The sequence below is a fragment of the Paenibacillus sp. B1-35 genome, from assembly GCF_050474385.1.
GTDB lineage: Bacteria > Bacillota > Bacilli > Paenibacillales > Paenibacillaceae > Paenibacillus_B > Paenibacillus_B alvei.
The window spans coordinates 1688345-1705657 of record NZ_JBCHVJ010000001.1 but is presented as its reverse complement, the minus strand read 5'-3'; the positions used below and the strand labels follow the sequence as shown (position 1 = coordinate 1705657).

Below are 17313 nucleotides of genomic sequence, written 5' to 3'. Positions count from 1 at the left end.
GCCTTGATTAAAACAATTCTATCATTCATTTTAGGGGGAAGTTGCACATGGCAAGTAAAAGTAAACGTTATTTTCTTCTGTCAACATGTCTACTGCTAGCACTAATGATGTTTACAAGCGCTTGTGGAAACAAAGCTGACGAATCCGCACAATCGAACGGTACGGAGAAGAAGGAAGTGACCCTTAAGTACTATAACTGGGATAATGAGGCTCAACAAGAGGGGACAGACGCAATGCTGCGTGAGTTTGAAGCAGCTAACCCCGGTATTAAAGTGGAGCATGTCGTGCTCGTTCCAGGTAATTCATTGGAGATGTTGAAGAAATTAGACTTCCTTATTTCGTCAGGGGATGAAGTTGACGTCGTTCAATTACCAAGTACATCAGCGGTCGTTGAAAGAGCAGTTCGCAGTGCATTTACGCCACTCAATGAATTTTATGATAAAGAAGGTTTAAAAGCGGAAGATGAGTATTATGTAAATCCGCAAGTAGACGGCAAATATTACGGGATGCCATATACATCAGGTTATACCTATGTAATGCTCAATAAGAATGCGTTGGATGAAGCGGGACTGCCAGTTCCTAAATTCGGCTGGACATGGGATGACTATCGTGACTATGCGAAGAAGCTAACAAAAGGCGAAGGCGTAGACAAACGATATGGAACCTACTTCCATACATGGGAGTTGTATATGAATGCCCCAGCGCAAACGGTAATGAAAGATCCGTTCCGTTATGACGATGGCAGTACAATTCTGTCTGACCCAACCTATCCATATTTCTTCCAACTGCGCAAAGATATGGAGAGTGTTGATAAGTCAGCGAAACCATATGCGGATGTGCTAGCATCTAAGCTTAATTATCGCAGTGAATTTTTCGGCGGTAGTGCAGCGATGATCATGTCAGGCAGTTTCACGATTCCGGATCCAGGTAATCTTGAGCAGTACCCACATGATTTTGTGACTGCTTTCGCGCCAGTTCCTTTGCCTCCAAAGAATGCTTTGCCTAAAGATTATGAGGGCGGTAAATACTTTGTTGGCAGTTCACAATTAGCAATGGGTGCAACTACAAAGCACAAGGAAGAGTCATATAAGCTGATGCGCTTTATGTCTACAGCAGATTCAACCAATAGACAAGAGTTTTCCGGCTGGAAGAAAGCTGATCAAACAGCACTATTGGAGCGCATGATCGGCAAAAACAAGGACAAGTACGATGTAGAGTCGTTAAAGTACACACTGTTTGGCGACGATATTAAGTATTTGGATGCTTCCAAGGTGCTTACCATTTCGAGTGCAGATTTAACAAAAGTTATCGACGATGGCTTTAGCAAATTTATGCTTAGCAACGAGCCAATTGACAAAGTACAAGCATGGATGGTTGACGAAGCAACGAAGATTATTAATGAGAAAGAGAAGAAGTAACGATTAGGAAGTAACATAATAAATAGAAATCCGCTGAAACAAGGCGTCTCTATATTCCATGCTATATAAAGCGTAAATAGTGGGGAAAGGGACGCCTTTTCTGTATGGTGCTCAGAGAAAGGGTGAAGAGTGATGAAAAGAATACTAAGTTTGTTATTAGTAGTTACGATTGTTGTCACATTCTTGCCTGTTAGCACAGGTATAGCGATGTCATCACATGTTGATAATTTATTTCCAAATGGTGATTTCGAATCAACAGTAGCGCCGAGCGGTACTTGGACTCAATATACGGATACGAACCCTGCACCTGTTAATTGGGACACTTGGATTCCTGTAGGTTCTGGTAAACCAACTGGCAGGACAGTAAGTGTAACGGTCGCTACCTATGATTCTTATAGTGGTCAGCAGTCGATGCTGATTGATGCTTCCGGCACAAGCCGTGTATCCATTAATGCTAAGGCACCCGTTGAGTCTGGGAAATCGTACCGTTTGCAAGTGTGGTATAAAACCGAAAATATTGCAGGCGGCAACGGTGCTTATTTTCGTACTTCTGTGCTGAATGCTTCTAATACAAAATTAATCGATGGACCTACTTCAACGAAGGTGTATGGTACGAACGATTGGACGATGCAACAGGTTTTTATAACAGTGCCAGCCGGTGGTGCCAAATTTTTTGTTGAATTGTTTTTAGAAAATTGCACCGGCAAAGTGTGGTTTGATAACATTCGGCTGGAGGAATATGACGGCATTACGGGGTTAACGCTTGAACCGACGGCAACGACGATGACGGTTGGAGATGTGAAACCGCTTACATTAACCATCACTCCAAATAACCTGCCATCTCCCAAAGTAATATGGAGTACTAGCGATGAGAACGTAGCTACTGTTGATCAAGATGGCAATGTAACAGCAGTTGCAGCGGGTGTCGCAACAATCACTGTTGCAACAGATGACCAGATGATAAAGGCACAAAGTACCATTGGTGTAGACTCCACAGAAACAGCAGCTGCCTACAACCAATTGCGTGAACGCTGGAAGCAGAAGTTAGTAGGAGTTGTAGACGATAACCTCGCTTCTGATCCCGCTATTCTAGCATTAGTAGCAGAGATGGACAATAGCGTATCCAATGCCGCTCAGACGGGGTATCTTGATACGCTTAGTGCTAATGATGGCAGCCGCAGATACTTATGGTCAGATCTTGTCGATAACGCTGACACGAAGGTACAGCATGCTAACAACATCGTTAGCGAGTTTACTCGTATCAAAATAATGGCAAACGCTTACAATACAAAGTATTCCAATTATTACCATGATTCGCAGTTGCGGGATGCCATTATAGGTGCCTTGGATTGGATGTACGCTAAGCGTTATAATGAGCGTTTATCCTACAGTAGCGCCAGCAGCTGGTGGGGATTTGAAATCGGTGCACCGCAACTGTTAAATGATTGTTTGATCCTTATGTATGATGAGTTGAATGATCAGCAAATAGGCAATTTTATGCGGACAATTGATAAATATTGTCCTAACCCAACAATGCGGGTGCAAAATAGCTCCGTGATCGAGACTGGCGGCAATTTGCTGGACAAAGCGCTTGTCGTAACATTGCGCGGCGTAATTGGTAAAAATAGCGCTAAAATTACGCAAGGACGGGATTCGATTGGTTCCGAATTCACCTATGTCACGAAAGGTGATGGTGTTTACGAAGATGGCTCACTGGTGCAGCATGCGAATATCGCTTACACTGCTGGTTATGGTGCAGTTTGGCTCAGCCGCACGGCGGACATCACTTATTTGCTCAACACTTCACCATGGCCTGTGACTGACCCGCGTGTGGCTAACATTTACAAGTGGGTAAGTGATACATTCGAACCGGTTATTTACAAAGGGCTGTACATGGATATGGTTAACGGGCGGGGGATCTCCAGAAGAGATTCGGGTACGGCTCGCAGTACGATTGTAGCCTTAGCAAGTTTAGCAGAGGGTGCACCGCCACAGATTAGTGCTACTATTCGCAGTATGGTTAAGGAATGGGTGAGCAAGGATACAACCTTTGATGATTATTATAAAGGCTTGCCAATTTATAGTGTGATGTTGCTGAAGAAAGTGATGAATGATGATACCGTTGCACCTCGCGGTGAGCTGTCGCGCAGTTATATGTTCAACGGAATGGCCCGTGTTGCGCATCATCGTCCGAACTACGCTTTTGGGCTAAGCATGTTCTCAGACCGCATTTCTGCCTTTGAAATGGGCAATAAAGAAAATGTGAAAGGTTGGGATACCGGTCTTGGCATGACCTATATCTATAACGAAGACTTATTGCAATATCGCGATGGATTTTGGGCAACGGTTAATAGTTTCCGCTTGCCAGGCACGACGACAGACGGTTCTGGCGAAGGAAAGATGCCGGGCGAATGGGCGTACTATTACAATACGAAAAGTCATGTTGGCGGTGCAACACTAGATCATTTATATAGCGCAAGCGGCATGGATTTCTCATTGACGAAAGTAACGGGCAGTGATTTAAGTGGTAAGAAATCATGGTTTATGTTCGATGATGAAATTGTAGCCCTTGGTACGGATATTCGTAAAACATCAGCCGCTACAAAAACGGTAGAAACGATTGTTGATAATCGCAAGTTGAATAGCAGCGGTGATAACGCCTTTGTGATTAACGGTGTACAGGTGCCTGCAGCATTGGATTATGCAGCAGATATTAACGATGTAAACTGGGCGCACTTGGCGGGCAATGGTGCAGGTTCTGGTGCGGATATGGGCTATTATTTCCCAACTGCACCCACACTCCATGTCGTACGCGAGGCGAGAACAGGCTCTTGGTATGATATTAACAACGGTCAATCGCAAGATAAGTTGACGCGCAACTATGCCAGCATTGCCTTTGATCATGGGAATAATCCACAAGCAGCTAGTTACGAATATGTGTTGCTTCCGGGTAAGACAACGGCACAAACACAAGCTTATAGTGAACAACCGACAGTTGAAGTGCTGAGCAATACATCAACCGTACAGGCTGTTAGCAATAAGCCGCTTGGCATCACCGCGGCGAACTTCTGGAGTGCGGATACTGTGGGAAGCATCCATGTTAAATCCGCTGCTGCTGTCATCATGAAAGAAGACGGCGGTGAAATGACAATTGCGATATCCGATCCAACGCAAAAGCAGAACACAGTGACGATTGAAGTCCATCAACCGAACTTGACATTGCTAACTGCAGATACGGGGATGAAAGTTACACCGATACAGGATGGAGTCAGCATTGAAGTCAACACTTCGGGATCGCTTGGCAAGACGTACACGGCAACATTTGATCTCGGAAAGAGCTACACCGTAACGGCGGAAGGGGCAACAGCAGATAAACAGACTGCGAAGAAAGGTGAGACCGTAACGGTAACTCTGGATACACCTGTGGGTAAATCGTTCGACAAGTGGATCGTTACGCCAACAAGCTTGACGTTAACCCAAGATTCAACAAACACCAACATGTATGCGTTCATCATGCCAGATGAAGCAGTTAAAGTAACAGCAACGTACAAAGATACTACACCGGTAGACAATACCTCGCCTACATGGCCGACGGGTGCACAATTATTAGCTTCAAGTGTTGGTAAATCGAGTCTATTGCTTTCATGGACAGCAGCAACGGATGATACGGGTGTAATAAGCTATAAGATTTACAAGGATGGTATAGAATACATTCAATTACCAGGTACTATCACGAGCTATACAGTCAGTGGTCTTTCACCAAACAAGAGTTATATCTTTGAGGTTAAAGCAGGCGATTCAACTGAAAAATGGAGCGATGGTCTGCGTGTAACGGTAAGGACTGAAGCTGACTCTTCGGGTGGCGGATCGACGCCATCACCGGGCCCGACAACACCAATACCGGATCCAACACCAACACCTGAACCAACTGATCCAATAGAACCTACTGATCCAGAAACTCCTAAAGTAGATTTGTCTGATATCGCAGATCATTGGGCTAAGGCTTCCATTGAAAAATCAGTTGAACTTGGTTTTGTAAGTGGCTATGAGGATGGAACCTTCAGGCCGAATAGGTCGATCACTCGCGGTGAGATTTCAGCCATGTTAGCTAGAGCGCTGAAGTTGGAGAAAGTGAATACAGCATTTGGTTTTGCGGATCAAAGTCAAACTCCAGTATGGGCACAGCCATTCATTCAAGCACTTGCTAAAGCGGGATATATTTCAGGCTATGAAAATGGTACATTCCGTGCGAATAAAGAAATCACCAGAAGTGAGCTCGTTGTTATGATTGTTCGTGCACGGGGTCTTGAAGTACATCCAAATGCAACTCTGACGTTTACAGATGCAGATCAAGTGCCAGCATGGGCTAAGCCTTATGTAGCAACTGCAGAAGAAGCAGGCCTGATTAAAGGATATGGAGATGGTAAATTCAATCCTAATGCTTCTACAACCAGAGCTGAAGCAGTTACTTTGATTCTAGGCATGTTAAATGATTTGAAATAAGAGATGCTGACTTTTGTAGGTAAGTACTAGATGATCATCACCATAAACAAGTTGCTTCCAATGAAGAGTTAGTAAAGGTTAAAAGAAACAAAAAAAGCCAAGATCCGATTTTAAGGATCTTGGCTTTCGTTGTTAAGGTCAAAATATTGCATATTTATAAAAAAATAATGCGTGTTTCTACCTATCTTTGATTTGCTATTATTAGCCTAAGTTCGGTTTTTAATTTCTATATAGATACTTATTATATCTTTTTTATATCTTTCAATATGTTGCTTAGAGAAAATGAGGGGGGGGGTCAATGGTTATTTACAGCAGTGGAGTTATAAGACCAGAGCAAGTTAAAGCGGCAGCGTTGGTGCGGCCATCGGAACGGCAGTTGGCAATTCAAGAGATGGAGTTTTATGCTTTTGTACATTTTACAGTAAATACGTTCACGGATCAGGAATGGGGCAGTGGGCAGGAGCAGCCGGATATTTTTAATCCGACACAGTTGGATGCACGACAGTGGGTGCGCGCTTGTAAGGCTGCAGGGATGAAAGGCCTGATACTAACTTGTAAGCATCACGATGGGTTTTGTTTGTGGCCGAGCGAGTATACCGAGCATTCGGTGAAGAATAGCCCGTGGAAAGATGGCAAGGGTGATGTTGTTCGTGAGGTGGCTGATGCTTGTCGTGAAGGCGGGTTGAAGTTTGGGATTTATTTATCGCCTTGGGATCGTCATGAGGCCTGTTATGGGGATTCGCCAGCTTATAATGAGTACTTTACCAATCAACTGCGAGAATTGTTGACAGGGTATGGGGAAATCTTTTGTGTATGGTTCGATGGGGCTTGTGGTGAAGGTCCTAACGGCAAGCGACAAGTTTATGATTGGAATGGCTATTATGCACTGATTCGTGAATTGCAGCCAAATGCGAGTATTTCGGTTTGTGGACCGGATGTGCGCTGGTGTGGCAATGAGGCGGGGCATTGTCGCAAGTCGGAGTGGAGCGTAGTGCCTGCGGAGCTGCAGGATAAGGAGAGAATTCAGGAAAACTCACAGCAGGAAGATAATGCTGAATTCGCCAAGCGTTTCACTTCAGAAGATGAAGACTTGGGCAGCCGCGACATTATCGCCAATGTATCGGAGCTTGTCTGGTATCCAGCGGAAGTGGATACGTCGATTCGTCCGGGATGGTTCTATCATGCGAGTCAAGATGATCAAGTCAAGTCGCTTGATGAGCTGCGGAATGTGTACTATGGTTCGGTCGGAGGAAATGCTACGCTCTTGCTTAATATTCCTGCCGATACGCGCGGTCTGCTCCACGAGAATGATGTGCAGCGGTTAGAGGAGCTCGGGGCTTGGATTCGCAATACGTTTGAGACGAATGTGGCGCGCGATGCAGTTGCTGCGGCTAGTGAAGCGATGGCTGGACATGAAGCGGCCAATGTATTGGATGGCAATCGAGATACGTATTGGGCTCCTGAGCAAGGTACAGAGGTGGCGAGTATCACTGTCGATTTAGGAACAGTGCAGACGTTCGACCATATCGTACTGCAGGAGTATCGCTATACGCAGAGAATTGAGAGTTTCCGCTTAGAGTATTGGCAAGTCGATGCTGCTGCAACGACAGAGGCAAGCACGGATACAACTGCAGGCAGAGGGACGTGGCAGCCAATACTGGAGGGTACCATTATCGGTCATAAGCGAATATGCCATTTTCCAGCTGTTCGCAGCAGTCGATTGCGTCTTCAGATCACTGGCTCGCGCTGGTGGCCAAACTTGTCCACATTCGAAGTGTACAATAGTCAGGTTCAGGGTGGTGAATGTGAATGAATAATCGAAATGCTCATCCGGAAGTGGTCACCTTCGGGGAAAGTATGGCCTTATTGATCGCCGAGGGAGGAAAAGGTCTTGAATACACATCGAATTTGACGCCATCCTTTGGTGGAGCGGAGACGAATGTAGCGATCGGGTTGTCAAGGCTTGGACATTCCGTAGGCTGGTGCGGCCGGCTTGGAGATGATCCGTTCGGGCAGCGGATTTATAAGATGGTTCGGGGAGAAGGCGTAGATGTTACACGCGTTTCATTCACAGATGAAGCTCCAACCGGACTAATGATTCGAGAGAATGCGGGTGGAAGAAGTTCTGTTTATTATTACCGCAAGCTGTCCGCGGCTAGTAAAATGACTCCTGAGCATTTGGATGAGGAATACATTGCTGGAGCAAAGATTTTGCATATCACCGGGATTACACCTGCGTTAAGTACATCCTGCGCAGAGACGGCGGCAGCAGCTATGGATATTGCGAAGCAGCACGGAGTCAAAGTGAGCTTCGATCCGAATTTGCGTTTAAAGCTATGGGATGTAAAAGCAGCCCAAAAGGTTCTGTTGCCATTGGCGCGAAAAGCAGATTATTTCTTGCCGGGATTAGATGAATTGAAATTGCTGTATGAGACGGAATCGATAGATGAGATCGTTGCCAAGCTCGGTGAGATGTCCGCTGTAAGTATTATTAAAGGTGGCGAGGACAAAACCTATATTCTGGAGAACGGCAAACTGTCAGCGGTTCCTTACTATAAGGTTGATCATGTAGTCGATACGGTAGGAGCTGGAGATGGATTCTGCGCCGGATTTCTAGCTGGTTTACTGCGGGCATATAGCCTTGAGGAAGCGGTTCGTCTCGGTAATTTAATTGGCTCGCAGGTAATCCAGACGGTTGGTGATTGGGAAGGTCTCCCTAACGGATCACAAATCGAGCGATTGCTTGCCGGTAAGATGCATGTTGAGCGGTAAGATGTGTTTCATTGAGAACTATTAATAGAAACGACATTCGATAAATGGGGAGGAGAACAATATGAAGAAAATGCAGATTACTCAGAAGATTGTACAGGAAGGTGTCGTTGCCGTACTTCGCGGAGAGACGGCAGAAGAAGTTGTTGCAATGGCCGAGGAAGCGATACGCGGCGGAATTAAAGTGATAGAGATTACGATGACAGTTCCGCTTGCGTTGAAAGCGATTGAAAAACTAGCTCAAAAATATAAATGGGATTCGTCGGATGAATCTACTTATGCGATTATTGGCGTAGGCACCGTGCTGGATGCTGAAACGGCACGCGCGGCGATTCTTAGCGGCGCCCAATTCGTAGTGTCTCCTTTCCTAAGCGCTGAGACCGTAACCATGTGTAACCGATATCGCGTACCGGTTATGCCAGGCACAATGACCATCAAGGAAATTAATGAAGCAATTGAGCTTGGAGCCGATATCGTTAAGCTGTTCCCAGGCAACCTGTATGAGCCTTCTGTAATCAAGGCGATCAAAGGCCCATTGCCGCAGGCTAACATTATGCCGACTGGCGGTGTGTCGCTGGACAACCTTGGTGATTGGGTGAAAGCCGGAGCGGTAGCGGTAGGGATCGGCTCCGATTTGACGAATGAAGCCGTAAAGAACAAAGATTTCTCGTTGATTCGGAAGAGAGCTGCTGCATATGTAAATGCCTATCGTCAGGCAAAAGGAATATAAATATTCGAAATGATATACGCAGATCGGACGAGTCAGGATGAATGAATCGTCCGATTTTTTTGTGCAGCCAGACCAGGAAATAGAGTGACGAGTATAGGTTGATATATGATTTAAATTGATCATGATGTACGCAACTGAAGCCTATGATATGTCAATAAACGACACATACATGGTCATAATCGTGCATCTATTTATAGGCAGGATGTCGATATAATGGTGCGAAGTACGATATTCAGGATAGGATACGAGCTATTACACAGATTCTTTACAGAAATGAGGGTAGCTTAATGAATCATATAAACAACTATTATTTGCTTGAGCGAACAGCGGCCAGCAAATGGACGGAAGCATTTCCAATCGGTAACGGGCGCTTAGGGGGCGTTGTATATGGTGGGATACAGCGCGATCAAATTCAATTGAATGAAGATTCGATTTGGTATGGTGGTGCAAGGGATAACGACAACAGAGCTGCGCAAGCGGCGTTGCCGGATATTAAAAACTTGTTGCTGCAGGGTAACGTGCGCAAGGCAGAAAAGTTAGTGTTGAAGCATATGACGAACGTGCCACAATATTTCAACCCTTATCAGACATTAGGCAACTTGTTCTTGGATTTTGAACCGAATATAGAAGTTCATACAATCAATCAATATTGCCGTAAGTTAGATTTGGATCATGCTTTGGTTCAGGTAAATTATGAAGTGGGACGGCAAGATAAGGAAGGCAGAACGGCAACTCAGGCAACTGGTGAAGCTCAGAAAGAGGCAATTCAGTACAGCCGCGAGATATTTTCTAGTGCTGCTGATCAGGTGCTGGTAATCCGGATGACAACGACCGATGAAGCAGGCTTAACCTTTGCAGCTAAATTCGATCGCCGACCATTCACCGGTGAAATGGTTCAGACAGATGATGGACAGGGTATTGCCATGCAAGGACAATTAGGAGCAGATGGCGTACGTTATGCTGTTGTGTTGCAGGCAGTAGTTGAGGGCGGACAGTGTCAGACGGCGGGCAATTATGTTGATATTCGCCAAGCTCGTGCAGTCACGCTTATTGTAGCAGCGCAGACTTCATTTCGCTGTGCGGATGCTTATGCTGTTGCTTGTCAACAAGCGATACAGGCAGTAAAAGTGCCATATGAGACATTGAAGCAGCGGCACTTGGATGATTATAAGCCGCTGTTTAACCGTGTGACGTTGGATTTGGAAGCGGAGGAAGGAGAAAGAACTGAGCCACAGCAGCAGGTTCCTGGACAGCAATGCTTGTCCACGTCGCAGCGGTTAGAACGCTACCGGCAAGGTGCAACTGATAATGGGCTGGAGGCTCTGTTTTATCAGTACGGGCGTTATTTGCTGCTTGCCAGCTCCAGACCGGGAACGCTGCCAGCTAACTTGCAAGGGATTTGGAACGATAGTTTTACTCCGCCATGGGAATCGGACTATCATCTTAATATTAACTTGCAAATGAACTACTGGCTTGCCGAGACGGGGAATTTAGCCGAATGTCACATGCCGCTATTTGATTTTATTGAACGCTTAGTCATTAATGGACGCCAAACCGCGCGCAATATTTATGGTGCACGTGGATTTGTTGCTCATACGAGCAGCAATCTGTGGGCGGATACAGGCATTTACGGTGAATATGTGAGCGCTAACATGTGGCCAATGGGTGGCGCATGGATTGCGCTGCATATGTGGGAGCACTATTGTTATAACGGCTCACTTTCGTTTTTGCGCGAACGTGCGTATCCCGTGTTGAAAGAAGCGGCGTTATTTTTCTTAGACTTCTTATTGGAGTTGCCATCAGGACAGCTGGTGACCGTACCATCACTATCACCAGAGAACTCGTATCGCAGTGAACAGGGGGAAGTCGGGGCGCTATGCTATGGTCCGTCGATGGACTCGCAAATTTTGTATGCGTTGTTTACAGCATGTATCCGTGCTGGCGAGCTGTTGCAACTGGATGAGGAAGGGCATTTGAAACAGGGGTTCCATGAGGACAAAGATTTACTGGCACAGTGGCAGCAAGTGCGCAGTAAGCTGCCACAGCCGCAAATCGGCCGCCATGGACAAATTATGGAGTGGGCAGTTGATTATGAGGAAGTAGAGCTGGGGCATCGCCATATTTCTCATCTATTCGCTTTGCATCCAGGAGAACAGATCATTCCCCATCGCAGTCCTGAACTTGGACAAGCTGCTAAGTTCACGCTGCAGCGGCGCCTAGCCCATGGCGGAGGACATACGGGCTGGAGTCAAGCGTGGATTGCTAACTTCTGGTCAAGGCTGGAAGAAGGAGATCAGGCACATCTGAGTTTGCGCAATCTATTAAGCAAAGCGGTACATCCGAACTTGTTCGGTGACCATCCTCCATTCCAAATTGATGCCAACTTTGGTGGAGCAGCAGCGATGCAAGAGATGCTATTGCAATCACACGGGGATGAAATCCGGTTACTGCCGGCTCTTCCGCTTGCGTGGCGGCAGGGTCATGTTACTGGCTTGCGTGCCCGCGGTGGATTTACCATTGATATGGCTTGGCAGGCAGGCAAGCTGCAGCAGGCGCAGATAACGTCTGCGCTTGGTAAGCCTTGTGTTATTTATAGCACGGTTCCGCTTGCTTTTGAAACTGGTAAGCCATCAATGGCAGTGGCCGTAACACAGCCTGCGCCACATACGTATCAGTTGGATATCCCGCTTGGAGCTACGGTTACAGTAAGCTTAGCGTAGGCTGCGCTTGAGTTAATACACAAAAAAAGGAAATATAAAAGTCAAATAGGCAAAAAGGTCAAAATTGTTCACAATCGAGCAAAATAATTGACTTACTATTGCTGGGAGCATTTACTATGATGGTTGTAGGTTCAATATCGAATGATCATCATTGTTCATTGTGATGAATCCAAGTCTATGAAATCGGGAGGAACTAGAAAATATGCAAACTATGGAGACACGCTACGCGTATGCGCCACAATCGATCGCACGCATGACAACAGAAGAATTGCGCAAGGAGTTTTTAGTGGAGCAGGTGTTTGTTCCCGGTGAAATTCGCTTGACTTACTCGCATAATGACCGTTTGATCTTTGGTGGCGTAACACCTACGAAAGAGCCGTTGGAGATTAAGCTTAGTAAAGATTTGGGTGTGGAGTATTTTCTAGAGCGTCGCGAACTAGGTATCATTAATATCGGTGGTCCTGGGTTTATAACGATTGACGGTGTACGTGAATCGATGAGCAATCAGGATGGCTATTATATCGGAAAAGAAACGAAAGAAGTGCTGTTTGCTAGTGCAGATGCAAGCAATCCAGCGAAATTTTATATTGCTTCTAGCCCGGCTCATCACAAATATCCGAATGTGCGTATTTCGATTGATAACATTAAGCCAATGGAGACAGGTGCTGATAACACAATGAATAAGCGCAAAATTTATCAGTACATTCATCCGAATGTGTGTCAGTCATGCCAGTTGCAAATGGGCTATACGCACCTAGAAGAAGGAAACGCTTGGAATACGATGCCATGCCACACGCATGAGCGACGCATGGAAGCGTATGTATACTTCGATTTGGAAAGTGACAACAAGGTATTTCATTTCATGGGCAAACCTGATGAGACGAAGCATCTCGTAGTCGGCAATGAGCAAGCGGTTATCAGTCCAAGCTGGTCCATTCACACTGGCGTTGGCACTAGCAACTATACGTTTATTTGGGCAATGTGCGGCGAGAATATCACATACACCGATATGGATATGGTCGCTATGGACGATCTAAAGTAGATAGATGAATAGATATGGTATATAGAGAAGGGAGTATTAAAATGTCACAATTTTCGGTAGATCGTTTTCGCCTTGATGGTAAAGTCGCTCTCGTAACAGGTGCAGTGTACGGGATCGGATTTGAATTGGCAAGCGCTATGGCGCGTGCGGGTGCAACAATTGTATTTAATGACCGTAAGCAAGAAGGAGTAGAGCGCGGTATTGCTGCTTATAAGGAAATCGGCATTGAGGCACACGGATATGTATGCGACGTGACCGACGAGTCAGGTGTACAAGCGATGGTGCAACAGATTGAAGCGGAAGTTGGAGTCATTGATATTCTTGTCAACAATGCTGGCATTATTAAGCGGATTCCAATGATAGAAATGACTGCGGAAGAGTTCCGTGAAGTCATTGATATTGACTTGAACGGACCATTTATTGTTTCCAAAGCGGTTATTCCAGGAATGATTAAAAAAGGCGGCGGTAAAATTATTAATATTTGCTCGATGATGAGTGAATTAGGACGGGAAACGGTGTCTGCTTATGCTGCTGCCAAAGGCGGCCTCAAGATGCTAACCCGCAATATCGCTTCTGAGTATGGCAAATATAATATCCAATGTAATGGTATCGGACCAGGCTACATTGCTACGCCGCAAACAGCGCCGTTGCGTGAACTTCAAGCTGATGGCAGCCGTCATCCGTTTGATTCCTTTATTATTGCGAAGACACCTGCAGAGCGTTGGGGAGAAACGGAAGATTTAGCAGGTCCTGCAGTATTCTTGGCTTCACCAGCTAGTGACTTTGTCAATGGACATGTTTTATATGTTGACGGTGGAATCCTTGCCTATATTGGGAAGCAGCCTTAATTTACGAATAGTAAGATGAAAATATAGAGACTAACAGGAGTACGTTGCTGTTAGTCTTTGTAATTTATCTGATGTGTACGATGTGAGCTATGAGGTTTGTTGTGCTGTGAAAACTGTTGAAGGAAGCGTGAATAATCGTGATGGAGAAAATACGTAGCATGCAGTGGAATCATCGTGATGATGTAGCGGAAGCCCTGTTGACGCTAGTGCAGCCGCTAAGGTCGCGGGCAGCAGAACAGCCTGGACACTTAGCATTAGGAAGCCACGGCACGGTCTATACCGAGAATCGCAGAGATGCCGAAGGATTCTTAAGAATCCTGTGGGGATTGGGGCCTTTCCTCGTTCATTATGATGACGAGCAGCTTCAGCATCAATGGATGCGTGGACTAGCGGAGGGATGCAACCCGCACAGCGAGCATTATTATGGCAAGACGATGGATGGCGATCAACTGCTGGTCGAGATGGCATCTATCGCTACTACATTGCTGCTTGCACCGCACAAAACTTGGGATACACTTTCGAAGACAGAACAGCAGCATTTGGCGGACTGGTTATGGCAAATTAATGGAAGCCGTTTGGCGCCGAATAACTGGCACTTCTTTCGCATCTTAGTGAATGTGGCACTGAAGCGGCTTGGTATGAAGTATTCTCAGGAGAAGATCGAAGAGGATTTTGCCCTGATTGAGTCATGCTATGTTGGCGATGGCTGGTATTTTGACGGTGTGGATCAGCAGTTTGATTATTACATCCCATGGGCGTTCCATTATTATAGTTTAATCTATGCTACGTTTATGGCGGATGAAGATCCGGAGCGGGCAGATAGGTTGAAAGAGCGGGCTATACTTTTTGCGCGCAGCTATCAGTATTGGTTCGATAGCAAGGGAGAGGCGGTTCCTTTCGGTCGCAGTCTAGCGTATCGCTTTGCGCAAGCAAGCTTCTGGAGCGCGCTTGTGCTGGCCGATGTTGAAGCGCTGCCATGGGGCGTCATTAAAGGTTTGTATGCGCGCAATATGCGAAGCTGGATGAGTCATCCTATTTTTACGCCAGATGGCGTCCTAAGCGTAGGCTATCGCTATCAGAACTTGGTGATGGGCGAGGGCTATAACGGTGCGGGTTCCCCGTATTGGGCATTCAAAAGTTTCTTATTGCTTGCTGTTCCCGATGGCCATCCTTATTGGCAGGCAGAGGAAGTAGAGCAAGAGGTATCACCAGGCCGACTGTCGCTGCCGAGCATGAAGGCGATGATTGAACATACGCATCATTCGCGACATGTGCTTATGTATCCGGTAGGTCAATTTATTGGCTATCAGAACCATGCTTGCGCCAAGTATTCTAAATTTGCCTACTCGACTGTGTTTGGCTTTAGTGTGCCGCGCAGTAATTATTACTACTATGAAGGTGCTTTTGATAGTGTACTTGCTGTAAGTGAGGATGGCGTACATTTTCGTGATAAGCCGCTCGATACGAGCTATGAGCTGCATGAAGATCGACTTGTACATAACTGGAAGCCGCAAGTCGGAGTTGCGATTCGCAGTACGATTGTCCCTTGCGGCGACAGCCATGTACGCATTCACGAGTTGGAAACGAGCCGCGCCTTAATTGCCTATGATGCCAGTTTCTCAGCGCCGTTCGCCACAGTTAGCAGTGACGACACAACCGTAGTCGAGACAAGCTGGGCGAGTTACGATTCGCCTGCCGGTACTACCACCGCCAAGGCGGTTACAGGATTCACACAAGCGGAGATGATTCGCACCGAGCCTAACACCAATGTGTTCTATGAGCGTACATTGATGCCTGCACTGCGTGCTGAACTTCAGCCAGGGACACATTTGTTAGTAAGTGTGATGGCAGGAGTGCCTGCTGGCTGCGAGTCGCAGTTGCCTGAGGTGAAGCTGACAGCAGATCGCGTAATTGTGCACTATAACGAGCAAACGATAACGGTTAAGGTGAAATAGATAGAAAGCGAATACAACCAAAAAGTCAAAATTGTTCACATTTCACACAAATAAAGGCGTACATTCTGCGGAATGTATCCGCTATCATAAGATATGCATTGAGTTATTTTTCTGAGAGAGGGCTGAAATGCAGATGTCTACAGAGGGAACGCAAACAACGGTCATGCAAGCAAATCAACTTTACACACAAGCAATTGAAAATATTCTAGCGAAAACGCTGATCAATATTGATAAGTTTGGAACTCAGTTTCCGCATGTTAGCCTGAATGGGAAATATCAATTGAATGATAACAACGACTGGACAAATGGCTTCTGGTCGGGAATATTGTGGTTATGCTATGAATATTCACAAGATGAACGTTATCGGCAGGCAGCAGAAGCTACTGTGGCTAGTTTTCGTCAGCGGTTTGAGCAAAAAGTTGTATTGGATCATCATGATATTGGATTCCTATTTAGCTTGTCTTCCAAAGCGCAGTGGATCATAACAGGCGACGATCGTGCTCGTAAGTTGACACTTGATGCAGCTGATCATTTATTGAAGCGTTGGCGTAACACGAGCGATGGAAGCGGATACATTCAAGCTTGGGGAACGAAAGATAACGAGCAAGAAGCGGGTCGTATCATTATTGACTGTTTGCTTAATCTGCCATTGTTGTATTGGGCAAGCGAACAGACTGGTGATCCGAAGTATCGAGAAGTTGCAGAAATCCAAGCAGAGAAAACACGGCGCTATATCGTTCGTGGGGATGACAGTTCGTACCACACTTTCTTTTTCGATACTGAGACGGGGGTTCCAATCGGCGGCGCGACTCATCAGGGCTACAGCAACGGTTCGACGTGGACGCGTGGGCAAGCTTGGGGCGTATATGGCTTTGCACTTTCCTATCGTTATACGGGAAATGAGGCATTTTTGGAGACTTCTAAGCGTATGGCGCGCTACTTCCTTGAGCATTTGCCTGAGGACACTGTTGCTTATTGGGATTTCAATGCGCCTGTAACGGCTGGTACGTATCGCGATAGTTCAGCTTCAGCGATTGTAGCTGCCGGACTGGCGGAGCTTATCTCACATTTGGATGATGCTGACCCCGATCGTCCTTATTTCGAAAAGATGCTGGCAACCAGTATGGAGTCGCTGATTCACAACTATGCTACGATGGATGACGATGCAGCGGAAGGTTTGCTTAAGCATGGCTCGTACTATGTCCATGGTGGCTTGTCCCCTGATGATTATATGATTTGGGGCGATTATTACTACTTGGAAGCGCTGATGCGTCTTGCACGCGGTATTCCTGGTTATTGGTATGAGCGTAAATCGAAATAGGAAGATA

Annotated in this window: 10 protein-coding genes; all 10 read left to right on the top strand. The window is 46.1% G+C overall.

Features of this window, described 5'->3' with window-relative positions; genetic code table 11:
* The first annotated feature begins 47 nt into the window (after positions 1-47).
* Positions 48-1418, top strand: a complete 1371-nt coding sequence (locus ACQ5BJ_RS07375; protein WP_005546191.1) for an ABC transporter substrate-binding protein — start codon at positions 48-50, stop codon at positions 1416-1418.
* A 132-nt stretch (positions 1419-1550) separates the two neighbouring features.
* Entirely contained in the window at positions 1551-5921 is a 4371-nt protein-coding gene (locus tag ACQ5BJ_RS07370) for a polysaccharide lyase family 8 super-sandwich domain-containing protein (protein WP_430109366.1), read from the top strand.
* 298 nt (positions 5922-6219) lie between these two features.
* Complete coding sequence (locus ACQ5BJ_RS07365; protein ID WP_268619880.1) at positions 6220-7734, top strand: alpha-L-fucosidase; 1515 nt, start codon at positions 6220-6222, stop codon at positions 7732-7734.
* Positions 7731-8693 (top strand): sugar kinase, encoded by a 963-nt coding sequence (locus tag ACQ5BJ_RS07360; RefSeq protein ID WP_430109363.1) that lies wholly within the window; start codon positions 7731-7733, stop codon positions 8691-8693. Before ACQ5BJ_RS07365 ends, ACQ5BJ_RS07360 begins: the two co-directional genes overlap by 4 nt.
* 61 nt (positions 8694-8754) lie before the next feature.
* A complete protein-coding gene (locus ACQ5BJ_RS07355; RefSeq protein ID WP_005546198.1) occupies positions 8755-9420 on the top strand; it encodes a bifunctional 2-keto-4-hydroxyglutarate aldolase/2-keto-3-deoxy-6-phosphogluconate aldolase in 666 nt (221 codons plus the stop codon).
* A 287-nt stretch (positions 9421-9707) separates the two neighbouring features.
* Positions 9708-12140 (top strand): glycoside hydrolase family 95 protein, encoded by a 2433-nt coding sequence (locus ACQ5BJ_RS07350; protein WP_430109360.1) that lies wholly within the window; start codon positions 9708-9710, stop codon positions 12138-12140.
* A 211-nt stretch (positions 12141-12351) separates the two neighbouring features.
* Positions 12352-13182 carry a 5-dehydro-4-deoxy-D-glucuronate isomerase gene (kduI, locus tag ACQ5BJ_RS07345; protein ID WP_085981362.1) on the top strand — a complete coding sequence of 277 codons (831 nt, stop codon included), beginning with the start codon at positions 12352-12354 and terminating at the stop codon, positions 13180-13182.
* Between the two features lie 41 nt (positions 13183-13223).
* Complete coding sequence (locus ACQ5BJ_RS07340; RefSeq protein WP_005546205.1) at positions 13224-14030, top strand: gluconate 5-dehydrogenase; 807 nt, start codon at positions 13224-13226, stop codon at positions 14028-14030.
* Between the two features lie 140 nt (positions 14031-14170).
* Entirely contained in the window at positions 14171-15985 is a 1815-nt protein-coding gene (locus ACQ5BJ_RS07335; protein WP_430113389.1) for a DUF2264 domain-containing protein, read from the top strand.
* Positions 15986-16112: 127 nt separating this feature from the next.
* On the top strand, positions 16113-17306 hold the full coding sequence (locus ACQ5BJ_RS07330; RefSeq protein ID WP_430109356.1) for a glycoside hydrolase family 88 protein: 1194 nt from the start codon (positions 16113-16115) through the stop codon (positions 17304-17306).
* The last annotated feature ends 7 nt before the right edge of the window (positions 17307-17313 follow it).